Origin of the sequence: Caballeronia sp. LZ035 (genome assembly GCF_031451175.1) — a bacterium.
In the GTDB taxonomy this organism is placed as follows: Bacteria; Pseudomonadota; Gammaproteobacteria; order Burkholderiales; family Burkholderiaceae; genus Caballeronia.
In genome coordinates this window covers 1,090,477-1,111,751 of the sequence record NZ_JARUXS010000002.1, presented here as the reverse complement: position 1 = coordinate 1,111,751, position 21,275 = coordinate 1,090,477, and the positions used below count along the sequence as shown (strand labels likewise).

The window sequence follows — 21,275 nt, the reverse complement described above, 5'->3', positions numbered from 1 at the left end:
CTTATCGGCACCGGATGGAGAAAGTTGAGCGCAACGGCGTAAACAATTCGACCGGGGACACAAACTAGTTCCGCGCAAACCTTTGCGACGCCTCCGGCGTTACCGGCGTGAAGAAGTTGATGAGATTGCCATCGGGGTCACGGAACAGCAGCGAGCGGTTGCCCCACGGCTGCGTGACCGGTGCCTGCTCGATATGAGCGCCCATTGCCTGCAACTTCTCATATTCGGCGTCGGCGTCCGCTACACGGAATTCAATGATGACCGAGCGATTGCTCGCCGCCACCGCGGCGCCGGCAAAGAACTGCTGCATCGTTCGAGTCGTGCCTATCGCCAGCTTGCAGGACGGCGCTTCGAGTTCTGCAAACTCGTCTGCCAGCCACGTGGCCGTCAGGCCGAGCCGCTCATAGAACTGAACGAGGCCGGCAATGTCGTCGGTGATAATACGGGTAGAAACGAAGTCCATGTTCTCCTCTCGTGATGGGTTCGCACCAAGGGTGTGCGACGTCACGGCCATCCTACAAAGGTGCTGCTGCCACCGTGTTGTCAGCAGCGAATGCATGCGCCGATCCGACCGCCTCTTTCAGCTCATCCAGATTCTGCGACGCGCACGGCGTCCCGTCATCGCCCGTAATCTCGCCGAGGAACTCGAGGTGTCGACGCGCACGGTCTATCGGGATATCGCGGACCTGATGGCGCAGCGCGTGCCAATTCGCGGCGAGGCCGGAACAGGCTACGTGCTCGATCGTCAGTACGACATGCCGCCCTTGATGCTGACCGCCGAGGAACTGGAGGCAGCGGTGCTCGGCGCCCAATGGGTTGCGCAGCGTAGCGACGCAGTGCTCTCCCGGGCAGCGAAAGACCTCATCGCAAAGATTACGACGGCCGTGCCTGACCACCTCCGGCCCTTCATCGCGGACCCGACGATCGGCGCGGTAGCGCCGCTTACAGCCTCGGCAGACACGCTCGATATGAGCCAGTTGCGCGAATGGATCCGCGACGGCCGCAAGCTGCGAATCCGCTATCGCGACGAAGCCGGACGCATGAGCGAGCGAACGATCTGGCCCATACTCATCGGCTATGCCGATGCCGCGCGTCTGCTGGCTGCCTGGTGCGAGTTGCGGCAGGCCTTCCGCCACTTCAGGACCGACCGGATCGTGAGCATCCACTTCCTCGATGAGCGACACGGCGAACGAAGACTGATTCTCGTCGCGCGCTGGAAGCGTTATATGAAGGAATCGCGTGGGGTTGATCTGTTGTGAGGAAACGGGTCACTGATTGACAGGCGCCGAAAAGTCGAAAGCACGTGGCGTGAATCCACGCCACGTGCTTCCCGGTACACCCACTTGCCGCATCAGGATGCCTGCAGCGCCGACTCAGTCAGATCCACGCGGGCACGGCTGACTCGCTGGTTATCCACGCCAGCAACCAGCGGCGTCAACGCGAAATTGAATTCGATTTCCTTGTAGCCGTCGTCCTTCAATCCGAGCGCCTTGCCCCCCGTCCGTTCGGTCACGTGCGGAATGAGGTCCTCACGCGTTGCGTAAGCGAAGTCGTCCCAGATCAGCGGGTCGCCTTCAATGTTGATCTGCGTCGTCAGCTTGCGCGTGTCCGGGTGCGTGACGAAGAAGTGCACATGCGCCGGGCGGTTGCCGTGACGCGCAAGCAAGTCGAGCAGTTGCTGCGTCGCGCCCTGTGGCGGGCAACCGTAACCCACCGGCATCAGCGTGCGGAATTCATACTTGCCGTCGGCGCCGGTCTTCACGGCACCGCGCAGATTGAAGTCGCTTTGCGCGCCGGTCGGATCGAAGTGCGAATAGAAGCCGCTGGAATTCGCATGCCAGCATTCGACCACTGCGTTCGCCAGCGGCACGCCATCCAGACCGCTCACCGTGCCGCGGATAATCAGCGGCCCCGCCGCTGCGTCGGCATCGAGGTCGATGCGGGACACGCCGTCACGCACCAGCGCGCCTGCCACATACAGCGGCCCTTCGATCGTGCGCGGCGTGCCACCATGAATCTCGGCTTCGCGATCCGCCGCATCCATGCGGAGGTCGAGAAACTTTTCGAGTCCGAGCCCCGCTGCAAGCAGCGCCGCTTCCCCGTCCTGTCCGAGCTTGTTGAGATAGTTCACGCCGGCCCAAATTTCGTCGGGCGTCATGTCGAGCTCGTCGATTGCCCTGAAGAGGTCGCTCAGCAGGCGATGCGTGATGGCCTTCGCGCGGGCATTGCCCTCGGCGGTGCCGAGATTGGTGGCGGCCTTGAGCAGCTCTTGCACTTCATTCGTTTCGAATATTTTGACGCTCATGATTCATGTCTCCATTCATGTGGGGATGTTCTAACCGCCTTGCAGGCATGCGAGGTCATGCGTCGTCGTCACGGATGGACGACGGATGGCGACATAACGGCGTCACCGCAATCTTCATATAGGGGAACAGCGGCAGAGCGCTCAGGATGTCGTGCAGTTCGGCATTGCTGGCCACGTCGAACACGCTGTAATTCGCGTATTCGCCCACCAGCCGCCAGATATGGCGCCACTTGCCGCTGCGCTGGAGTTCCTGTGAATAGGCCTTCTCGCGCGCCTTGATTTCGTCGGCGACACCGGCCGGCATATCGGCCGGAATGGTCACGTCCATTCGTACATGGAAAAGCATCGTCAGCTCCTGATGATGAATACCGCGTCAGCGGGTGACCTTGATGAGGCCGTCGCGGGTGAAGCGCTTGACCACCGCTTCGTCAAGCTCGATGCCCAGGCCCGGACCATCCGGCACGGTGAGTTCGAAGTCGCTGTAGTCGAGCGGCTTCGTCAGAATCTCTTCGGTGATCAGTAGCGGCCCGAACAACTCCGTACCCCACTGGAGATTCACGAAGGTCGAGAACAGATGCGCCGAGGCCACCGTGCTGAACGCGCCTTCCAGCATCGTGCCGCCATAGAGTTCGATACCCGCCGCATCCGCGACGGCGGCAACGCGTTGCGCGGCGAACACGCCTCCGCTCTGCTCGATCTTGATGGCGAATACATCGGCGCCGTGGCGTTGCGCGATGTCGAACGCGCTCTCCGGGCCTTGCAGGATTTCATCGGCCATCAATGCCACGGGAAAGCGACGCATGAGACGCGCCAGTGAGGCAACGGACGCAACCGGTTGCTCCACCAGTTCGCAACCCGCATCGGCCAGCGCGGGAATGGCCCAGGCCGCCTGTGTCTCGCTCCACGCCATGTTGACGTCGACGCGCACCGAGCCGCGCTCGCCAAGCGCCCGCTTGATCTGCGCAACATGCTCGATATCCTGCCGGATGTCCTTCGCACCGATCTTCAGTTTGAAGATGCGATGACGACGCGCTTCGAGCATGCATTCGGCTTCCGCAATATCCTTCGCGGTATCGCCGGACGCAAGCGTCCACGCCACGGCCAGGCGCTCGCGCCTGCGCCCGCCCAGCAATTCGCTGAGCGCGATGCCAAGGCGTTTGCCCTGTGCATCGAGCAGCGCGGTTTCAAGTGCGCTCTTCGCGAAGTGATTGATCTTCACCAGCTTGCCGACATGCGCCATCAAGGCCTGCACGCGCGTTGCGTCACGGCCGATCATCGCGGGCGCCAGATAGGCGTCGATCGCGAGCTTCATCGACTCCGGGCTTTCCGGACCATATGCCATGCCGGCGATCGTCGTGCCCTCGCCCATCCCGACCACGCCGTCGCTGCAAAACACTTTCACCAGCATCAAGGTCTGCCCGTGCATGGTGGCGACCGAGAGTTTGTGAGGGCGGATCGTCGGCAGATCGACAAGGCGGGTTTCGATGCGTTCGATCGTCGCGGTAGTCATGGGGAATGTTCTGGTTCGTTGTTGGACAGCGTGAAAACGGTAAAGACCGCGTTGCCATCCGTCAAATCAATCAAATGTGTCCATTCGAATCCATGGCGCTTATCGGGTCATGCGGGCATGGCCGAACGAGCTCATGCAGCGAATTCATATCCCGCATTTTTGGCTCGAATTTGACCGGTGCACGCGCTGCTCATATCGTTCGAAGCACCAGGCGAACCATCGAACATCATCGATCAAGAGGTATCACGCATGCATGCTCTTCAGAGCGATTCGCTCATCGACTCGCAAACCGATTACCCGGCTTATGCCGGCCCGCTGACGCTGGATGCGCTGATCGAAGAAGTCGTGCGGCGCCGCGACGAATTCGACACGCTGTCGCATGTGCCCCGCGACATGGTCGCGAAGATGAAGCGCGCGGGCATCTTCCGCGCCAGCACGCCGAAGCGCTTTGGCGGCGATGCCCTGCCGCCGCCGCGCTTTCTGGAAATACTCGAACGCATCGCCGTTGCGGATGGATCGACGGCATGGGTCGCCGCGTTCGGTTCGGCCAACACCTACCTCGCGTCGCTGCCCGTCGAAACGCAGGCAATCATCTACGCGTCCGGTCCGGATCAGGTGTTTTCCGGCGGCCTCTATCCGCTGCAAAAGGCAGCGCGCGCGGAAGGCGGGTTCCTCGTCTCGGGACAATGGCACTTCGCGAGCGGCTGCAAGGGCGCCGACTGGATCGGCGTGGGGATCGGCGGCGCGCCGGCCAGTTCCGACGGCACAAACGCAGGCAAGCCCTTCACCGCGGTGTTTCCCGCGAACGAAGTCGAGATCGTCGATAACTGGAACGTAGTCGGCATGCAGGGCACCGGCAGTCATGACCTGCGCCTGAAGGACAAATATGTCGCTGAACCATGGACCTTCGTGCGCGGCGGCGCGGCGCTGATCGACGAACCGCTCTATCGCTATCCCGCCATCGCCTATCAGGCCCAGGTTCATGCGGCCGTGAATATCGGCCTCGCGCGGGCGGCGCTCGATCTGCTCGCCGGCATGTCCGGCGTCACGAAGACCACGACGGGCGCCCCGCGTCTTGCCGACCGCGCTTACTATCGTTCGGGCATCGCGCAAGCCGAAGCGCAACTGCGCAGCGCCCGGGCTTTCTTCTTCGAATCCGCAGAGAACTCCTGGCGCACCGTGCTCGCGGGCGACCCGGTGCTGGCGCCGGAAGCCAATCTGCTTCGGCTATCCGCCACACATGCGGCGCAGACGTGCGCGGAGATCGTGATGAACGCCTACAAGATGGCGGGGATCGGCGCAATCTACCGCACCAGCAGAATGCAGCGCCTGGTGCGCGATTCGATCGTCGTCACGCAGCATGCATTCCTCGGCGAAGGCACGTTCGACGCGTCGGGTGCGGTGTTCGTCGGCATTCCGCCGGTCACGCCCTATCCCTGAAGCGCCCCAGGACCGACAGCCATGACACACGATGAACGACGCATCCAGTTCCGCAACGCGATGGCGAGTCTCGCGGCAGCTGTGAACGTCATCACCACCGACGGACCGCGCGGGCGCTGCGGCATCACGGCCAGCGCGGTCTGCTCGGTGACCGATTCGCCGCCCACCATGCTCGTCTGCATCAATCAGTCGAGTTTCGTGCATGACGTGCTGCATGATCACGGCGACGTGTGCATCAACGTACTCGGGGTGCGTGGCCAGGAACCGGCCAGCGTGTTCGCCGGCATGACAGGTTGCACGATGGAGGAACGCTTCGAGCGCGTCGCGTGGCGGCCAGGCCGTCTCGGCGTCCCGGTGCTCGACGATGCGCTCGTCACGCTCGAAGGCCACATCGTCGACAGCAAGACGGTCGGTTCGCACTCGGTGATTTTCGTGCAGATCGAGCACATCGATTTGCGCGGCCAGGCAGGTGGACTCGTCTACTTCGACAGAAGGTTCCATCACCTCACGTGCGAGACCGTGTGACGCGCTGGGCCGCATTTTGCAACGGGGCGCATCTGCGTTAATCTCGGGGCACCCTGACCGGCGCGGCGCGCAATGCGCTGTACGCCTTCGTTTGCGAGCGACGTGCATGACCAAGCCTTCATCCGGCATAGCCGACCTGAACCTGCTGCGCGTGTTTCTCGCCATCTGGGACCTGCGTAGCCTGACTGCGGCGGGCGACCGACTCGGCCTCACGCAACCGGCGGTCAGCCACGCGCTGCGCCGGCTGCGCGGTCTCTTCGACGATCCACTGTTCCAGCGCACGCCCGGCGGCATGGTGCCCACCGACGCCGCCTTCCGGCTCTATCCGCCGCTTGCGCAGGCCTTCGCGATCATCAACGACGCCATGCAGCAACTCGCGCAGTTCGATCCGGCCACCGCGCAGCGCGTCTTTCGCGTCTCCATGTCCGACATGTCGGAGTTCTATTTCCTGCCGCCGCTGGTCGCGATGCTGGATCGCGAGGCGCGCGGCATCCGCATCGAAGTGGCGAACGTTCCGGTGGAGTCCGTGAGCGCGGCCATGCGCGCCGGTGAAATCGATCTTGCGCTGGGCTACGTGCCGGGCCTCGACGCGGGTTGCGTCAGCCAGACACTGTTCGTGGACGAGCATGTGTGTGTAGTGCGCGCCGGTCATCCGCTGCGCAAGACCCGACCGTCGCGCGAGGACCTGGCGACGCTGCGCTACGTCTATGCGAGCACCAATGCCACGGGCCACCGCATGGTCGAGCAATGGCTCGACGACCTCGAACTCAAACGCGATGTCGTGCTGCGACTGCCGCATTTCGTGGTCGCGCCCGAAATCGTGATGCACACCGACCTCGCGGTGATCTTCCCGAAGAGCATCGCGCAACGTTTCAATCGCGGCAAGGCGTTCCGGATCCTGCCCTTGCCCTTCTCGCTGCCGCCCATCGAAATCAAGGTGCATTCCCACACGCAGTTCGCCTCCGATCCCGGCATTGCCTGGCTGCGGGAGTCGCTTCACGCCATGTTCCACCAGCCCGGCGGGTAATGAGGGAAGCATGCATGTATCTGCGTGATTGATACAGCACGTCGCTCTCTGCCTGTTTGACGCCCGTCCCGACCCAGCACGGCGACGCCCGATCGCGCACTGACTGCATCGTCGCCCGGACATAAGCCCCATCGATGAACAAACGGCTTTTTAATCTATTTTTCTTATCGGGCGCAGATCGCTAATCTGGACGCATCGTCACTGGAAGACACATCGGAAGGCATCATGCAAGCTCAAGTCCTCAAGGTCCGCGTCGACGCGCTACGCGAGGAAGCGCACGGCGTGCGCTCCTTCAGCATCTCGCGTCTCGACGGACTGCCCTTCGTGCGTTACGAACCCGGTGCGCATATCGACGTCACCGGCCCATCGGGCGTCACGCGGCAATACTCGCTGTGCGGCGATCCCGAATGCGTCGAGACGCACATCTTCGCCGTGAAGAAAGAAGAGCAGTCGCGCGGCGGGTCGCGTTCATTGCACGAGGAGGTGAGCGTCGGCAGCGAACTGTCGGTGAGCGCGCCGCGCAACCTGTTCAAGCTGGAGGAAGGCGCGGGCGAGCATGTGTTGATCGGCGCCGGCATCGGCATTACACCCTTGCTTTCCATGGCATACCGACTTGCCGCACGCCAGGCGCGTTTCACGTTGCACTATTTCGCGCGCAGCGAGGCGCATGCGGCTTTCATGACCTTGCTCACCCGCGCGCCCTTCGATGCGCACGTGAAGCTGCATTTCGGCGTCCAGCGCGATGCGCTCCCAGCCGCCCTCGATGCCTGCGTGCGCGAAGCAGGCGCCGATGCGCACGTCTACACCTGCGGTCCGGCGCCCTTCATGGACCTCGTCGTCGAGACGGCGAACACGCGCCTGCCCGCCGAATCGATCCATCTGGAGCGCTTCAAGGCCGAGCCCGCGCTTGCAAGCGACGCATCGCTCGACAGCTTCGAGGTGCAGATCGCGAGCACGGGACAGGCCGTGCGCGTGGGTGCGGAGACGTCCATCGTGGAGGCACTTGCAACGCTTGGCATCGAGGTGGATACATCATGCGGCGAGGGCGTATGCGGCACCTGCATGGTCGATGTCGTAAGCGGCGAGCCGGAGCATCGCGATCATTGCCTGAGCAAGGCGGAACGCGCGAGCAACGGCGTGATCTGCTGCTGCGTGTCCCGCTCACGAACGCCGGTGCTCGTACTCGATCTGTGAGCGTCACATCGCCGTGAAGCTCGCGAGGATCTCGGTCATCAGGCCGCGCATCCAGGCAATGCCTTCGTCCTCGTGAAAATGCTCGTGCCAGTGCATCGTCACGGCCGCTTTCGGCAAATGCACGGGCAACGCATAGATACGGAACGCATCGCCGCGATTGAGAATATGCGCGAGGCGCTCAGGCAACGTGGCGAAGAGATCGGTGGCGGCGAGCACGCCGGGCACCGCGACGAAATGTGGCAGCGCCAGCGCGATATTGCGTCCGACACCTTGCGCGCGCAACGCGTCGTCGAGCGAATGGTGGCTATGTTCGAGCGAGCGCACCTGCACATGCGACGCCGACAAAAACGGTTCGAGCTCGAGCGTGTCCCCTTTCGGCAGATCCTTCCGCTTGCGGGTCATGCATACGTACGACTCTTCGAACAACAGCTCGTGCCGCGTGCGCGGCAGCAGCGATGGCAAATTGCCGATCGCAAAATCCAGCCTGCTTGACCGCAGCGCCTCTTCGATGTCTTCGACCGGCATCGGCTCGACCACCACTTTCACGCGCGGCGCAGCCTCCTGAAGCGCGGCGCATAGCGCCGGAAGATACGCCATCTCGCCGGCGTCCGAAAGCGACAGGCGGAACGTGCGCGTGCTGGTTGCGGAATCGAAACGCTCCGCATAACGCAGCGCCTGACGCACGGTGTCGAGCGCGCGCCCGACGATCTCCGCGAGTTCCAGCGCTACAGGCGTGGGCTGCATGCCGGAACGCGTGCGGATGAACAGTGTGTCGTCGAACAGGGTGCGCAGACGGCCCAGCGAGTAACTCACGGCGGGTTGCGAGAGCGCCAGCCGTTCGCCGGCTTTCGTCAGGCTGCGCTCTTCCACGATGGCCTGAAATACGCGCAGCAGGTTGAGGTCGACGTGGTCGATGGATGTCATGGGGGACTCGCGAGATATCGGCCGCACTTATCGGGCGACCTCTTTTTAATCGATTTGACGCATGATCCGTGCAAAGCGAGACTGCTGTCAACGAGAGGATGCGCGGATGTCGAATGGCGCACCTCGTGTTAGCCACTCAACTTCCCCACGATTACGATGAGTACGCCAACCTACCAAACCATCGACACGAGCGCGCTCGGCAAACGTGCCGAGGCTGATCGCATTGCGCCTTCCCTCTACACCGACCCGCAACTCTTCGAGGAAGAGCTCGAACGCATCTTCTACAAGACCTGGGTCTGGGTCGCGCATGACAGCGAGTTGCCGAAACCGGGCGACTTCATCACGACGACCATCGGCCGTCAGCCGGTCATCGTGGTGCGCGACAAGGCCGGCGCGGTGCATGTGCTGCAGAACCGTTGCCGGCATCGCGGCGCCACCGTGTGCGAGGAGCACAAGGGCAACGCGAAGGGCTTCACGTGCCCGTATCACAGCTGGTCCTATGCGCTCGATGGCACGCTGCGCGCCCTGCCCTATGGCGACGGCTATGAAGGCGTCTGCGAGAAAGGCGATCTGCCGCTCAAGAAACTGCGCGTCGGAATCTATCAAGGGCTGATCTTCGCGAGCTTCAACGACGCGATCGAACCGCTCGAAGACTTCCTTGGCGGCGCAAGACCGTGGATCGACCTGTTCATGAAGCAGGGCGCCGGCTATCCGGTCAAGGCCAACGGCGAGCACAAGTTCAAGTTCAAGGGCAACTGGAAGATCCAGCTGGAGAACACCACCGACCTGTATCACTTCCCGGTCGTACACAAGTCGTGGATGAAATCCATCGATGAGGAAACCGCAGCGGCCATCACCAGCTTCATGACGAGCGACCAGGCTTTCTGCCGCTCGCTGGGCAACGGTCACAGCCTCGCCGTGCTGGTGCCGGAAATCGTCGACCTCGACAAGGACGACGGCGCGCCGCTGCCGGAGCGCTTCAACGAACTCGCCGCGCAACTCGCGCAGAAGCATACGCCGGAAGAAGTGCGGCGCATCGTGCGCTCGCTGATGGGCGTGGGCTTCAATCTGAACCTGTTCCCGAACCTCGCGCTCTCGATGGCGTTTTTCCGCGTGCTGCGGCCCATCTCCGTGAATGAAACCGAAATCCGTCACGTTGCGCTGGCGATGGACGGCGGCCCCGACGAAGCGAACCGCGTGCGCCTGCGCATTCACGAGCACTTCCAGGGTCCGTTCGGCTTCGGCAGCCCGGACGATGCCGAAGCGTGGGAGCGGGTGCAGCGCGGCTCGCATGCCGGCCCCGACGTGCCCATTCTCGTGAACCGCGGCCTCAACCGCGAAACCACCGCTCCGAACGGAGAGAAGACCGCGCACGCCACCGATGAAACCGGCATGCGCGAAGCCTATAAGCAATGGCGCGCAATGATGGAGCAGGCATGATGGACGACCGTAACGCACTCTTGAGCAACCAGACCTTCGCGCGCGCGGTCGAATTCATCTGGCGCGAAGCCGAACTGCTGGATCGCCGCGACTATCGCGCATGGCTGGAACTGTGGGACCCGAAAGGCCACTATGTGGTGCCCATCGATCCGGAGGCGACCGACTTCGCCGCCACGCTGAACTACGCCTACGATGATCGGCACATGCGCGAACTGCGTGTGCAGCGCATGACCTCGGGCTATTCGGCCTCCGCCTCCGATGCGGCACGCACCGTGCGGACCGTGTCGCGCTTTACGCGCTCGGACGAGAGCGCGGGGATCGTGGAGGTGAAATCGTCGCAGGTCATCGTTGCGTACAAGCGCGGCGAGACGACCCTCTTCGCCGCCGATCTGACTCACAAGCTCAGCATGTCGGACAGCGAGCCGCGTATCGTCGAGAAGGTCATCCGCCTGATCAATTCGACTGAAGCACTGAACGCCATCGGCTTCCTGCTCTGATTGTCCACTGCGCATCGCGGCAACGGTTGCCCCGATGCGCTTTCGCACACATGTCATGCCCACACTCGAAGTCTTCCTTCCGCAAGGCCATTCCGACGCACGCAAGGCATCGCTCATTCACGGGCTCACGCAGGCGACCGTCGATGCCATCGGGGCACCCGCCGAAGCCGTGCGGATTCTGCTGTCGGAGTTGCCCGTATCGCACATCGGGCTGGGCGGCAAGCCCGATTCCGCGGCGCTGCCTGTCATCGTGGCCATCCTGATCGCGGGCCGTACCGAAGCGCAGAAACAGGCGCTGATCGCGCACCTGTGCGAAACGAGTGCAGCCCTGCTCGATGTTCCGCTGCTGTCCACCCGTGTCATGATCAAGGACATCCCCAACACGGATTTCGGCATCGGCGGAAAAACGGCGCGCGCGCTCGGCAGATAGCCTCTGCCCGCACGATGGCACTCTATTGAATCAAGGAATGAAGGAACCCAGCATCGTGACCGATACCCGACAGCTCCCATTGCGCGTGCTCTTCTGTTGCGGCGTCTCGCAGAACTTCTTCGACCTGCCGCGCGAACAAATCGGTGAAGTGTGGCAGGCCTACGGCAAGATGCTCAACGCCATCGAAGCCATGGACACCGTGCGCGTGCTCGGCATCATGGATGACGACCGCCTGGTGGTCGGCCACGCCGATGGCGCGCCGTGGACCTTCTACATCATGGCGGACGTCGCCGACTTCGATACCGCCACCGCCGTATGCAATCTGTATCGCACGACGCCGGTCGGCGAATACAACCTGTGGCGCTACGGCAAGATCGAGGCGCGTGTGGGCCGCGCGCTGACCGTGCCGCCCGTCGCCGCGAGCAATGGATGAACACATGACGGATACGACCATCGAAGCGCTGCAGACACGCCTGCGCGCGCTCGAGGCCCATGCAGCCGTGCGCAAGACCATCGCGCGCTACATGGCCTTGTGCGACGTGCCCGCCCATACGCTGGCTGGCGAATCGCTCGCCGCACTCTTCAGCGAAGACGCCGTATGGGAAGGAATCGGCCCGCAGTATGTGAACAAGTTCGGCCGCCTGCAGGGGCCCGCGGAGATCGTGGCCATGCTGCAGCGCTACCTGCCGCCCACGCCGCACTTCGCCACCAACGCGCATTTCCTGACGAGCGAGCACATCGAAGTGAACGGCGACACGGCAAAAGGCCGCTGGATGATGCTGCAGGCGTCCGGCTACGTGGACGGCAAGGCGGAACTCGTCTGCGCGCGCCTGGAAGTGGACTTCGTGCCCTCGCCGCACGACGAGCGCCTCTGGCTGATTCGCCACTTCCGCACCGAACGTCTCTTCGACGCACCCTGGCAAGTCAATCCCGCCAAAGGAATTCCGGCATGAGCGCCTTCCTGCAACAGTTCGATCTCGCCACCCACGCGCCCGCCGATGCACCGACCATCGCGATCAAGGACAGCATCGATATCGCCGGATACGCTACGACGGCCGCGAGCCGCGCGCTCGCCGATGCGCCGCCCGCGCCGCGGCATGCCGAGGTCGTGCAGTGTCTGCTCGATGCGGGCTGGCGGATCACGGGCAAGACCAACATGCACGAACTGGCGTTCGGCATGACCGGTATCAACGATTTCCACGGCACGCCGCGCAATCCGCAGGATGCGGCGCGCATACCCGGCGGCTCGTCGAGCGGCTCGGCGTCGGCGGTGGGCTTGCGCCTCGCCGATGCCGCGCTCGGCACCGACACCGGCGGTTCGGTGCGCGGGCCCGCTGCATGCTGCGGCGTGATCGGTCTGAAGCCAACGTTCGGCCGTGTCTCGCGTGACGGCGTCGCGCCGCGTGAAACCACGCTCGACTGCGTCGGTCCGTTCGCGCGAGACATGACGACGGTCATCGACGTGATGCTCGCGATCGATCCGTCGTTTCAAAGCGGCCAGGCGCGCCAGCCGGCAATGAACGCACGCATCGCCGTGGTCGGCGTGGAAGCCGATGACGACATCCAGAGCGCCGTCGCAACAGCCGTGGCGCGCAGCGGCCTGGCGTCGCACGACATCCGGCTCGAAGCCATGCGCGATGCGTTCGCAGCGGGTCTCGCCGTCATCAACGCAGAGACCTGGCGGGCGTTCGGCCACCTGGTCGGCGGCGGCAGGCTCGGCGTCGATATCGACGCGCGCCTGCAAGCGGCGGCGAATACGAGCGAGGCCGATCTCGCCAAAGCCGAGCAGATCCGCCGCATTTTTTCAGACGAAGTCGACCGCGCGCTCGACACGGCAGACGTGCTCATTCTGCCGACGCTGCCCTCGTTGCCCATCACGCTCGAAGCCGCCCGCAGCGGCACCTCGGTGATCGCGATGTCAGCGCTCATCCGGCCATTCAATCTCAGCGGACATCCCGCGCTCACGCTGCCCGTCCCGATAGAGGGGTCGGCGCTCAAAGCCGGCTTGCAGGTGGTCGGCCGCAAGGGCGAGGACGAACAGGTGTGCGCCGTCGCCGCGCATATCGAGTCCGTGCTCGCACGCGGCACATCGAAGCTTTGAGGAGGGCTGCACCATGTCGAACAGAGTCGTACTCGTGACCGGCGCCGCACGCGGGCTCGGTGCAGTCGTCGCACGTCGCTTTCACGAAGCGGGTTACCGCGTTGCCCTGGCGGATATTGCCGTCGAGGCGGCGCAGTCGGTCGCGCAGGACTTGAGCGTCGACGGATCGAGCGCTTGCGCCATCAAGCTCGACGTCACATCGAAAGCGGATTTCGAAGCGGCACGCGATACATTGCTCGACCGCTGGGGCGCCATCGATGTGCTGGTGAACAATGCGGGCGCGTCCCGGGTCGTGCCCGTGATGGAGATCACGGCCGAACAGTTCGATCGGGTCATCGACATCAATCTGCGCAGCGTGCTGTTCGGCTGCCAGGTCTTCGGCCAATACTTCGCCACGCAAGGCGCCGGGCGCATCGTGAACATCGCTTCGCTCGCGGGCCAGAACGGCGGCTCGGCCACCGGCGCGCACTATGCGGCGGCCAAAGGCGGCGCCATCACGCTGACGAAAGTCTTCGCGCGCGACCTCGCGCCCTGCGGCGTGACGGTCAACGCCATTTCGCCCGGACCGCTCGACTTGCCCGTCGTGCACGAGAGCGTGCCGGCCGAGAAGCTGGCGCAGGTCATCGCCAGCATTCCGGTGGGGCAGCTCGGGTCGGCGGCCTATGTCGCGGATGCAGCCGTGCTGCTCGCTTCCGCCGAGGCCCGCTTCGCCACCGGCGCGTGCTGGGATATCAACGGCGGTCTCTTCATGCGTTGACCCGGCGTCCTTCATCCCGCCAGACACGCGATCCAATCACCCCCAGTCCGGCTGCATCGAAGCGCTGCCGCCATGCAGGCCAGCCGGTCACCATCAAACGACGAGGCATTGCAATGAACGAACGACACCCTTCGCTGCCCGGCAGCGCACCGCGCAACTGCAGCGAGGCCGAGTGGGAAGCGCGGGTGAAACTCGCGGCGACGTATCGTGTGTTCCACATGATCGGCTGGCACGAACTGATCTTCAATCACATCACGCTGCGGGTGCCCGGTGAGCGCGATCAGTTGTTGATCAATCCGTTCGGGCTGGCATATGACGAAGTCACCGCATCGAATCTCATCAAGATCGATCTGAAAGGAAATATCCTGAGCGAGAGTGCCTATCCCGTGAATCCGGCAGGCCTTACGATTCACAGCGCACTGCATGAACACGTTGCCGACGCCCATTGCGTGATGCACATCCATACGACCGAAAGCGTCGCGGTGGCGTGCATGGAAGACGGTCTGGTGGATCACAACATCTATTCCTCGCAGCTCTACGACAAGATCGCGTATCACACGTTCGAAGGCACGACCGTCCATGACGAGGAAAAGGACCGCCTGGTTGCCTCGCTGCGCGACAAGAACCTGCTGATCCTGCGCAATCACGGCTTGCTGTCGCATGGCGTGTCGCTTGGGCATGCCTTCGTGCTGATCTGGACGCTGAACCGCGCATGCGAAATTCAGGTGGCGACGCATTCGATGCGAGGCACGATCCTGCCGGTGTCGTCCGCGATCAGCCAGCGCTCGACGAAAGACGCGCTGCAATACGACCCGCGCTTCCGCGGCGGCGATCAGGTGCTCGACGCGCTGATCCGCCGTCTGGACCGCTTCGATACGAGCTACAGGCAGTAACGCGGTCATGCGCCCGGCCCGTGCGTGTCCGCATGGTCCGGGCGCTTACCTGGACCGCTTTACGCGTAGCGGCGCGCCACGCTCGCCATCGGATAGTGCGAACTGCCCCCCGCAAACGGCGGGAACCGCAAGCCGTCTTCCCGCATCTCGTGTCTGATCTCCGAGGCCAGCGCCCGGTGCAGCGCGGCCGGATCGTCGAATACCACCTTGTTCCGCTGCATCAGATCCGCTCGCTGCACACCCAGCGTGTTCGGACTGTCGACGCGCGTGAAAATCTCGGCCTCGCGAATCCCCGGAAACTTCGCCATGATGGGCGGATGGTGGTCGATGTAGTGCCGCAGCCAGAGATGCAGGTCATCCGCGGGACCCGGGTAGCCGACCAGATAGGTGCAGTGCGGGCGGGCGTCCGCAGCGGCAAGACACACGTCGGTCTCGGACACGGCGAAGCTGCGCGCGGCCATGGTCTGCTGAGTCCAGTCGTAATCGGCGCACGTGTGCGACGCCATCGCCAGGAGCAACTCGGCGACCGGACCCTCCGTCCGGCAACTCCGCTCCAGCCCATCCAGTTCCGAAAAATACAGCTGCAGCACGCAGTCCGGTGACGCCTCACGGCCGTGATAGGGATCGCTCACGCCTTCCGCGACCGGCGTGTGGACGATGGCCTTGGTCAGCCCGTCGAACGCGGCGTGGCGCGACGCCAGCCAGGCGTGCAGGGCGACAGCGTCCGCAGCGGTCGCGGAACGGCTTCCGGCCGCCTGTGCCGTCCGCATGGCGCCTTCCAGATGAAGAGTGAAGCGCATGTAACGAGCTCCTCGAAGTCGAAAATGAAATACGCCCTGCGTCGCTCAGGCTCGATGCCTGCAACGGCGCAAGGCGCATGAATACGGCCAATCGGATCGGACAGTGTCAGTGCGTGAACGCGCCCGTCTTGTCCGTGGCGCCCAGTTCCTGCGCGCGTTTCGGCACGAGCGCGACGAACACGCCCGCACACACCGCCGCAGCCGCGAAGACGTAGAAGTTCCATCGGACGTCGATGCCGCCGCGCAGGATGAAGCCGCCGACGAGCGGGCCCGCCATCGCGCCCACGCGGCCGATGCCCACGGCCCAGCCGATCGCGCTCGAACGGACATGCGGCGCGTAGTAGGTGGAGATCAGCCCCAGCTGCACCATCGCGACACCGCCCGTGCCCAGCCCGGCCACTGCAATCAGGCAGTACGTCACGAGCAGCGACGATTTCACGGACAACGCGACGAGGCACGCCGCACCGATCAGGTAAGTGAGCAGCACCGACTTGCGCGGGCCGAGCCGGTCCGCATAGCGGCCGATCAGGATGCCGCCGAGCGCCGAGCCCATCATGAAGGTCGCGAGAAAGGCAAGGCTGGAGCCGAGGTTGTAGCCCATCTGGCGCATGATCTGCGGCAACCAGGTGCCGATGCCGTACAGGTTCAGCACCGCGGCGACCTGCGCGACCCAGAATGCGATCGTCGCGTAGAGGTTGCGCGACGAGAAGATCTCACGGAACAACTGGCCGAGCGAGAGCTTCGTCCCGGCCGATCCGCTTTCGGCGAGCAGTGCATCGAGCGACAGGCCGTGCGATGCGGCGATGGTCCGCGCTTCGGTGGCACGATCCCGCGACACCAGATACAGCGGCGACTCCGGCATGTACTTCCACAGCAGCGGCACATACAGCAGCGGCAACGCGCCGACCGCCACCACGAAGCGCCAGGAATACTGCTGCATGAAGGCCAGCGCCACCAGGGCAGACAGCAGCGCCCCGACGAAATAGCCCGAGTACATCAGCGCGAAATTGAAGTTCTTGCGATGCGGGGCCGAGAACTCCACCGTCAGCGCGGCACTCACGGAGATGACGCCGCCCAGCCCGATGCCGCCGATGCCCCGCGCCAGGGTGAACAGAAAGGGCGTGGGCGCCACGGCCGAGACGAGCATGGAGATGGAGAACATCGACACGCACGCGAGCAGCAGCGGCTTGCGCCCCATGAAGTCGCTGACGACACTCATGACATAGCAGCCGACCAGCGTGCCGAGCAAGGCCGCGCTGCTCATCGCGCCGATCTCGGCGGCATTCAGATTCCACGGCGCGTAGTTCATCAGCGCCGGAACGATCGCGCCCATGATCGCCGCGTCGTAGCCCTCCGATACGATCACGAAAAAGCACAGCAGGACGACCGTGTTGATCCGGCCGTCGTATCCGCTCATGTAGCTGCCTGCCTTGCCACTGACGTTTGACATGTGAGTTACCTTGTTTGCTGAAACTGACTGATCGACAGCCCACCTCGTGAGACGGGCGCACATCGGCGACACCGCGCATTCCATCCCGCGCGCATGCTCAGAACTTGCTGCGAATTCCCACGCGGGCAATCAACTGGTTCTTCCCGTCCGACGCGCCGATCACCGGCGCCAGACCGGCGACGCTCGCGTCGCCGGCTGCGCGCATCCAGGTGGTCTGGAAGTAGACGTCGGTGCGTTTGGACAGGAAATAATCCGCTACGCCGCCGAGAATGTGATAGCGCGGCGTCGCACCGGTCGCGGACACTTTGCCCGCCGTATAGCTGTATGCTCCGCCGATCTGGAACGATGGCGTAAAGTTATACGCTGCAACCAGTTCGCCAATATTGAAGGTCACATTTCCATCGATGCGCGCGCCCAGGCTCGGGTCCAGGGAAGAAAAACGTGTGTTGGTGTACACCGCGGCGACCTTCGCCTGACCGAATGTGTACTGAGCGGAAATGCCCGTCGAGCGGTAGTGTCCGGCGGCGATGCCGTAGTTGCCGTCCACTGGATTACTGGTGGTCCAGACCCCTTCCGGCACGGCGGTGGCCGGATGATCAATGGCTGTGAAGGCGGCGGCCACGCTCAAGGGTCCGCTCGAATAATTGATGCCGAACGACTCGACCGCGTTGAGACCCAACTGTCCCGGCGTGCCGCCGAAGCTGTAGAGCGCACCCACGGTCACGCCGGCCAAGGTCGGCGACACATAGCGCACCGCGTTGCTGACCCGAAAATCGATGCCGGTATTGTCGAGGTCGCCGGCATGCGGCAGAAGGATGCCCCAGTTGCCGTTCGCACCATACGCGCCAACGTATTCACCCATGAATTCGTTCTGGCGTCCCAGCGTGAGCGTGCCGTAGCGCGCATTGCTCAAGCCGACGTAGGCCGCGCGCCCGAACAGGCGAGAGCCTTGCCCGAGCGTGCCGGTGTTGACGTTGAAGCCGTTTTCGAGGCGAAACACCGCCGCCGTGCCACCGCCCAGGTCTTCCTTGCCGACCATTCCCCAGCGGCTTCCTTGAGCGATACCGCTTTGCATTTGCCACGCGCTCTTGCCGCCGATGTTGGTGGTGTAGGTCAAACCGTCATCGATGATTCCGTAGAGCGTCACCGCATTTTCCGCATGTGCGACGCCGCAAAATGCCAGCGGAGCACTCAGCCACACGCACGTCTTTTTCTTCGATATCGCCTTGAGTTTGCTTGTCATGTAGGGGTTCGGTATCTGTTCTGGTTGAGACTCATCGGGCGCCCGGCGGCTGGGACGCCAGCACGCCTGTGCCCGGTCAGACGACGTGGACACGGCACGAAGAACAACGAGTGGGACGTGACACGAAGGCAAGTCTCGACTCAGAATTTTTTTGACGCAAATCAACCAAAACTCGGAATCAAAATAAACCCGGCTTATTGCCCGATAACGCTAAGCAGGCTTATCAAGGAGGTTCATGCGGCTCATTAATGGCGTGAATTGGCGACCATCGTTTCAACGCGATAGGCTGCGTATCCAACGCTCAGGACATTTCTGGAACGCTCAATCATGCGGATTCTGATCATCGGCGCGGGTGCGCTCGGCGGCTATTTCGGCGCGCGGCTGCTCGACAACGGCGCCAGCGTGACGTTTCTGTTGCGCGAGCGGCGCGCGCGGCAAATCCGCGAGCGCGGCCTGATGGTTATCAGCCCGTTCGGGAACACGACAATCGCGCGGCCCGCAGTCGTGAGCCGGGACGCGCTCGCGCGGGAACCGGTGCTATACGACGCGATTCTCGTCGGGTGCAAGGCGTACGATCTCGATGACACCATGGACGCCTTTGCTCCAGCAGTGGGCAAGGACACGGCCATCGTCCCGCTTCTCAATGGCATCGCGCATCTGGAGCGATTGAAGACGCGCTTCAACGAGGCAAACGTGCTGGGCGGGTTCTGCCTCATCTCAGCCGCGCTCGATGACGAGGGCTCGGTGCGGCATCTCAACGACACCCATCAGTTGTATTTCGGCGAACTCGACGGACGCGTCTCGACTCGCGTCAGGCAACTCGAAGCGTGTTTCGAGGGCGCGCGCTGCGAAGCGATTGCCAGCGGGCGCATCGTCAGTCAGATGTGGGAGAAGTGGGTGCAGATCGCCACGGCAGCCGGCATGACGAGCTTGATGCGCGCCTCCATCGGCACGGTCATCACCGCGGGCGGCGTGGCGTTCGCGAACGCCCTGTTCGACGAATGCGCGGATGTCGCAAGGAAAGCCGGATACCCGCTCAGTGACGCCGCCGAGGCACGTATCCGGTCGGTTGTGACGGACCCGGCTTCATGCGTGACAGCGTCGATGATGAAAGACATCGAGCGCGGCGCGCAGATCGAGGCGGATCACCTGATCGGCGAGATGATCCGGATCCGCGACGCCGAGGTCTTGATCGGGCAGGCAGAGGCAACACAGCACTTTGCGTTGCTCGATCTCGTATCGCTCCATCTTGCGAGCTACGGACTTCGGCAATCTGCCGAAGCCGGCCTGCAGTGATCGACTCAGAAGACGAAGGCGGCCACCGACAATCCGCCGTGGCCGCTCGCGCCGGGACAGACCGAGGCACGCACGGTCCGTTCGCATGAGGGGCAGCGATTCATCCTGCCCGGCCGTGCCGCCTGACCCTTCCTTTCGCAGCGCCACCGCGCTCCCCTGATGCCGGATACCCGCGCACAGTCGCCCCGCTCTTCCTCCCAACCGGCGCTTCAGCCTTTACGCCCCAGTTAACGGACCCACCCGAATATTCAATAGACGCACGCCGTTCAACGGTTCATCGTTGCGCTCGTCTGAACTGAGCCCCATCCATTCAGCGCAAGCACGCGTTGCCCAATGCTTTCGCACGCGTCGGTCGTATCAAGGAGACATCCCTGCGCCCATGCATGGTGCACGGAACAATAAAACGAGATCAACTGGATGAACAGGAAATGGCATGTCTGTACGATCGCCGTCGGGGCGTTCGCATGCAGTGCGCATGCGCAATCGTCGGTGAGTCTGGCGGGTAATGTCGACGGTGGAGTGCGCTACATCAGCAACGGCAAGACGCATGACATCACGATGAGCTCTTACGGCTGGTACACGGCGAACCGGCTCGACTTCACGGGCCAGGAGATGATCGGCGACGGTTGGAATGTCCATTTCCAGCTCGAATCCGGCTTCAATACCGCGACCGGCGCATTCGACAACACGACCGGCCTGCTGTTCAATCGCATGTCCTACGTGGGCGTCGCAAGCCCGTATGGGTCGCTCGACCTGGGTCGTCAGTACACGCTCGGTCACGACGTGCTGCATGACTTCGATCCGTTCTTCTTCGCTTATCCGGCCATCATTCCGCTCACGCCCGCCGTCGACGGCACGCACTTCAGCAACGACATCAAGTATTCGGCCACGTGGGGGCCGTTTCGGCTCGGCGCCGAACTCGCGCCGGGCGGCGTGGCCGGCGACTTCAACGACGGCACCGCGCGTGGGATCGGCCTGCAATACAAGGTCGGCTTCTTCAATGTGGGCGGAACCTATATTCACAGGACCGTGCTGGCAGGCGCGGCCTATGAACCGGACGATTACGTGGCCTTCGGCTCCGAACTGAAATTCGGCGCCTTGCGTTTCGCCGGCGGCTACATGAACGAAACCACCGCAAACGCAGCACCGGCTACCGCTTCGCGTACCGAGAACTACTGGGGCGGCCTGACTTACAACGTCAGCTACGACATCAACCTCGGCGCCGGCTATTACGTGACGAATCTGCCCACCGCCAAGGGACGCAAGAACCTGGCGATCGTGAGCGCGGTCTATCTGTTGTCGAAGCGCACGCGCCTGTACCTCGAAAGCGATTACACGACCTATCACGGAACTTACATCAGCAACGCTACGCTGAATGCGGCCCACGCTTCGCATCAGCTGGCTGTCACAACCGGCCTCAACATTCTCTTCTGACGCACACGA

General features: G+C 63.4%; 23 protein-coding genes. 15 read left to right on the top strand and 8 right to left on the bottom strand.

Annotated features, from left to right (window positions below):
* Positions 1–64: 64 nt before the first annotated feature.
* Complete coding sequence (locus QCE88_RS20675; RefSeq protein WP_309905582.1) at positions 65–559, bottom strand: VOC family protein; 495 nt, start codon at positions 557–559, stop codon at positions 65–67.
* On the opposite strand from QCE88_RS20675, the gene QCE88_RS20670 reads away from it, so the two are divergent.
* Positions 558–1,259, top strand: a complete 702-nt coding sequence (locus QCE88_RS20670) for a YafY family protein (protein ID WP_309905579.1) — start codon at positions 558–560, stop codon at positions 1,257–1,259. The two genes, QCE88_RS20675 and QCE88_RS20670, sit on opposite strands and share 2 nt — an antisense overlap.
* Before the next feature lie 92 nt (positions 1,260–1,351).
* Here QCE88_RS20670 and catA read toward each other — a convergent pair whose 3' ends face one another.
* The 3 genes from catA to QCE88_RS20655 are packed head-to-tail and all read right to left on the bottom strand — an operon-like array spanning position 1,352 to position 3,815.
* Entirely contained in the window at positions 1,352–2,305 is a 954-nt protein-coding gene (catA, locus tag QCE88_RS20665) for a catechol 1,2-dioxygenase (protein ID WP_309905577.1), read from the bottom strand.
* Positions 2,306–2,360: 55 nt separating this feature from the next.
* Positions 2,361–2,651: a muconolactone Delta-isomerase gene (gene catC, locus QCE88_RS20660; RefSeq protein ID WP_309905575.1), complete on the bottom strand. Its 291-nt coding sequence runs from the start codon at positions 2,649–2,651 to the stop codon at positions 2,361–2,363.
* 27 nt (positions 2,652–2,678) lie between these two features.
* A complete protein-coding gene (locus QCE88_RS20655; protein ID WP_309905574.1) occupies positions 2,679–3,815 on the bottom strand; it encodes a muconate/chloromuconate family cycloisomerase in 1,137 nt (378 codons plus the stop codon).
* Positions 3,816–4,064: 249 nt separating this feature from the next.
* On the opposite strand from QCE88_RS20655, the gene QCE88_RS20650 reads away from it, so the two are divergent.
* From QCE88_RS20650 to QCE88_RS20635, 4 genes are all read left to right on the top strand, one after another.
* Positions 4,065–5,255 (top strand): acyl-CoA dehydrogenase family protein, encoded by a 1,191-nt coding sequence (locus QCE88_RS20650; protein WP_309905572.1) that lies wholly within the window; start codon positions 4,065–4,067, stop codon positions 5,253–5,255.
* A 21-nt stretch (positions 5,256–5,276) separates the two neighbouring features.
* A complete protein-coding gene (hpaC, locus tag QCE88_RS20645) occupies positions 5,277–5,780 on the top strand; it encodes a 4-hydroxyphenylacetate 3-monooxygenase, reductase component (RefSeq protein ID WP_309905570.1) in 504 nt (167 codons plus the stop codon).
* Positions 5,781–5,886: 106 nt separating this feature from the next.
* Positions 5,887–6,807, top strand: a complete 921-nt coding sequence (locus QCE88_RS20640; RefSeq protein WP_309905568.1) for a LysR family transcriptional regulator — start codon at positions 5,887–5,889, stop codon at positions 6,805–6,807.
* Positions 6,808–7,032: 225 nt separating this feature from the next.
* Positions 7,033–8,001 (top strand): PDR/VanB family oxidoreductase, encoded by a 969-nt coding sequence (locus tag QCE88_RS20635; RefSeq protein WP_309905566.1) that lies wholly within the window; start codon positions 7,033–7,035, stop codon positions 7,999–8,001.
* Positions 8,002–8,004: 3 nt separating this feature from the next.
* On the opposite strand, the gene QCE88_RS20630 is transcribed toward QCE88_RS20635, so the two are convergent.
* A complete protein-coding gene (locus QCE88_RS20630) occupies positions 8,005–8,925 on the bottom strand; it encodes a LysR family transcriptional regulator (protein WP_309905564.1) in 921 nt (306 codons plus the stop codon).
* Positions 8,926–9,081: 156 nt separating this feature from the next.
* On the opposite strand from QCE88_RS20630, the gene QCE88_RS20625 reads away from it, so the two are divergent.
* From QCE88_RS20625 to QCE88_RS20590, 8 genes are all read left to right on the top strand, one after another.
* Positions 9,082–10,365 (top strand): aromatic ring-hydroxylating dioxygenase subunit alpha, encoded by a 1,284-nt coding sequence (locus QCE88_RS20625; RefSeq protein ID WP_309905563.1) that lies wholly within the window; start codon positions 9,082–9,084, stop codon positions 10,363–10,365.
* Complete coding sequence (locus tag QCE88_RS20620) at positions 10,362–10,862, top strand: aromatic-ring-hydroxylating dioxygenase subunit beta (protein ID WP_309905561.1); 501 nt, start codon at positions 10,362–10,364, stop codon at positions 10,860–10,862. The genes QCE88_RS20625 and QCE88_RS20620 overlap by 4 nt, the downstream gene beginning before the upstream one ends.
* A 55-nt stretch (positions 10,863–10,917) precedes the next feature.
* Positions 10,918–11,292 carry a tautomerase family protein gene (locus QCE88_RS20615; RefSeq protein ID WP_309905558.1) on the top strand — a complete coding sequence of 125 codons (375 nt, stop codon included), beginning with the start codon at positions 10,918–10,920 and terminating at the stop codon, positions 11,290–11,292.
* 55 nt (positions 11,293–11,347) lie between these two features.
* Positions 11,348–11,725 carry a hypothetical protein gene (locus QCE88_RS20610; protein WP_309905557.1) on the top strand — a complete coding sequence of 126 codons (378 nt, stop codon included), beginning with the start codon at positions 11,348–11,350 and terminating at the stop codon, positions 11,723–11,725.
* 4 nt (positions 11,726–11,729) lie between these two features.
* Positions 11,730–12,245: a nuclear transport factor 2 family protein gene (locus QCE88_RS20605; protein ID WP_309905555.1), complete on the top strand. Its 516-nt coding sequence runs from the start codon at positions 11,730–11,732 to the stop codon at positions 12,243–12,245.
* On the top strand, positions 12,242–13,393 hold the full coding sequence (locus QCE88_RS20600; RefSeq protein ID WP_309905553.1) for an amidase: 1,152 nt from the start codon (positions 12,242–12,244) through the stop codon (positions 13,391–13,393). The genes QCE88_RS20605 and QCE88_RS20600 overlap by 4 nt, the downstream gene beginning before the upstream one ends.
* 13 nt (positions 13,394–13,406) lie before the next feature.
* Positions 13,407–14,150 (top strand): SDR family NAD(P)-dependent oxidoreductase, encoded by a 744-nt coding sequence (locus QCE88_RS20595; protein ID WP_309905551.1) that lies wholly within the window; start codon positions 13,407–13,409, stop codon positions 14,148–14,150.
* Between the two features lie 113 nt (positions 14,151–14,263).
* Positions 14,264–15,043, top strand: coding sequence for a class II aldolase/adducin family protein (locus tag QCE88_RS20590; protein WP_309905549.1), 780 nt, complete (start codon positions 14,264–14,266; stop codon positions 15,041–15,043).
* 59 nt (positions 15,044–15,102) lie between these two features.
* Here the strand turns inward: QCE88_RS20590 and QCE88_RS20585 are convergent, their stop codons facing one another.
* The 3 genes from QCE88_RS20585 to QCE88_RS20575 all read right to left on the bottom strand — a co-directional run bounded on the left by QCE88_RS20585 (position 15,103) and on the right by QCE88_RS20575 (position 18,536).
* Positions 15,103–15,843: an ethyl tert-butyl ether degradation protein EthD gene (locus QCE88_RS20585; RefSeq protein WP_309905546.1), complete on the bottom strand. Its 741-nt coding sequence runs from the start codon at positions 15,841–15,843 to the stop codon at positions 15,103–15,105.
* 106 nt (positions 15,844–15,949) lie between these two features.
* Complete coding sequence (locus QCE88_RS20580; RefSeq protein WP_309905544.1) at positions 15,950–17,293, bottom strand: MFS transporter; 1,344 nt, start codon at positions 17,291–17,293, stop codon at positions 15,950–15,952.
* A 97-nt stretch (positions 17,294–17,390) separates the two neighbouring features.
* On the bottom strand, positions 17,391–18,536 hold the full coding sequence (locus tag QCE88_RS20575; RefSeq protein ID WP_309905542.1) for a porin: 1,146 nt from the start codon (positions 18,534–18,536) through the stop codon (positions 17,391–17,393).
* Positions 18,537–18,863: 327 nt separating this feature from the next.
* Here QCE88_RS20575 and QCE88_RS20570 point away from each other — a divergent pair, with 327 nt between their 5' ends.
* Both QCE88_RS20570 and QCE88_RS20565 read left to right on the top strand, forming a co-directional pair.
* Positions 18,864–19,832 carry a ketopantoate reductase family protein gene (locus QCE88_RS20570; RefSeq protein ID WP_309905540.1) on the top strand — a complete coding sequence of 323 codons (969 nt, stop codon included), beginning with the start codon at positions 18,864–18,866 and terminating at the stop codon, positions 19,830–19,832.
* A gap of 417 nt (positions 19,833–20,249) precedes the next feature.
* On the top strand, positions 20,250–21,266 hold the full coding sequence (locus QCE88_RS20565) for a porin (protein ID WP_309905538.1): 1,017 nt from the start codon (positions 20,250–20,252) through the stop codon (positions 21,264–21,266).
* The last annotated feature ends 9 nt before the right edge of the window (positions 21,267–21,275 follow it).

Bases quoted from the DNA above. Each gene is read 5' to 3' on its own strand.
- QCE88_RS20655 (WP_309905574.1), bottom strand. From the start codon at position 3,815: ATGACTACCGCGACGATCGAACGCATCGAAACCCGCCTTGTCGATCTG.
- QCE88_RS20630 (WP_309905564.1), bottom strand. From the start codon at position 8,925: ATGACATCCATCGACCACGTCGACCTCAACCTGCTGCGCGTATTTCAG.
- QCE88_RS20585 (WP_309905546.1), bottom strand. From the start codon at position 15,843: ATGCGCTTCACTCTTCATCTGGAAGGCGCCATGCGGACGGCACAGGCG.
- QCE88_RS20635 (WP_309905566.1), top strand. From the start codon at position 7,033: ATGCAAGCTCAAGTCCTCAAGGTCCGCGTCGACGCGCTACGCGAGGAA.
- QCE88_RS20670 (WP_309905579.1), top strand. From the start codon at position 558: ATGCGCCGATCCGACCGCCTCTTTCAGCTCATCCAGATTCTGCGACGC.
- QCE88_RS20600 (WP_309905553.1), top strand. From the start codon at position 12,242: ATGAGCGCCTTCCTGCAACAGTTCGATCTCGCCACCCACGCGCCCGCC.
- QCE88_RS20615 (WP_309905558.1), top strand. From the start codon at position 10,918: ATGCCCACACTCGAAGTCTTCCTTCCGCAAGGCCATTCCGACGCACGC.
- QCE88_RS20675 (WP_309905582.1), bottom strand. From the start codon at position 559: ATGCATTCGCTGCTGACAACACGGTGGCAGCAGCACCTTTGTAGGATG.
- QCE88_RS20650 (WP_309905572.1), top strand. From the start codon at position 4,065: ATGCATGCTCTTCAGAGCGATTCGCTCATCGACTCGCAAACCGATTAC.
- QCE88_RS20595 (WP_309905551.1), top strand. From the start codon at position 13,407: ATGTCGAACAGAGTCGTACTCGTGACCGGCGCCGCACGCGGGCTCGGT.
- catA (WP_309905577.1), bottom strand. From the start codon at position 2,305: ATGAGCGTCAAAATATTCGAAACGAATGAAGTGCAAGAGCTGCTCAAG.
- QCE88_RS20605 (WP_309905555.1), top strand. From the start codon at position 11,730: ATGACGGATACGACCATCGAAGCGCTGCAGACACGCCTGCGCGCGCTC.
- QCE88_RS20570 (WP_309905540.1), top strand. From the start codon at position 18,864: ATGCGGATTCTGATCATCGGCGCGGGTGCGCTCGGCGGCTATTTCGGC.
- QCE88_RS20640 (WP_309905568.1), top strand. From the start codon at position 5,887: ATGACCAAGCCTTCATCCGGCATAGCCGACCTGAACCTGCTGCGCGTG.
- QCE88_RS20590 (WP_309905549.1), top strand. From the start codon at position 14,264: ATGAACGAACGACACCCTTCGCTGCCCGGCAGCGCACCGCGCAACTGC.
- QCE88_RS20575 (WP_309905542.1), bottom strand. From the start codon at position 18,536: ATGACAAGCAAACTCAAGGCGATATCGAAGAAAAAGACGTGCGTGTGG.
- catC (WP_309905575.1), bottom strand. From the start codon at position 2,651: ATGCTTTTCCATGTACGAATGGACGTGACCATTCCGGCCGATATGCCG.
- QCE88_RS20580 (WP_309905544.1), bottom strand. From the start codon at position 17,293: ATGTCAAACGTCAGTGGCAAGGCAGGCAGCTACATGAGCGGATACGAC.
- hpaC (WP_309905570.1), top strand. From the start codon at position 5,277: ATGACACACGATGAACGACGCATCCAGTTCCGCAACGCGATGGCGAGT.
- QCE88_RS20565 (WP_309905538.1), top strand. From the start codon at position 20,250: ATGAACAGGAAATGGCATGTCTGTACGATCGCCGTCGGGGCGTTCGCA.
- QCE88_RS20620 (WP_309905561.1), top strand. From the start codon at position 10,362: ATGATGGACGACCGTAACGCACTCTTGAGCAACCAGACCTTCGCGCGC.
- QCE88_RS20625 (WP_309905563.1), top strand. From the start codon at position 9,082: ATGAGTACGCCAACCTACCAAACCATCGACACGAGCGCGCTCGGCAAA.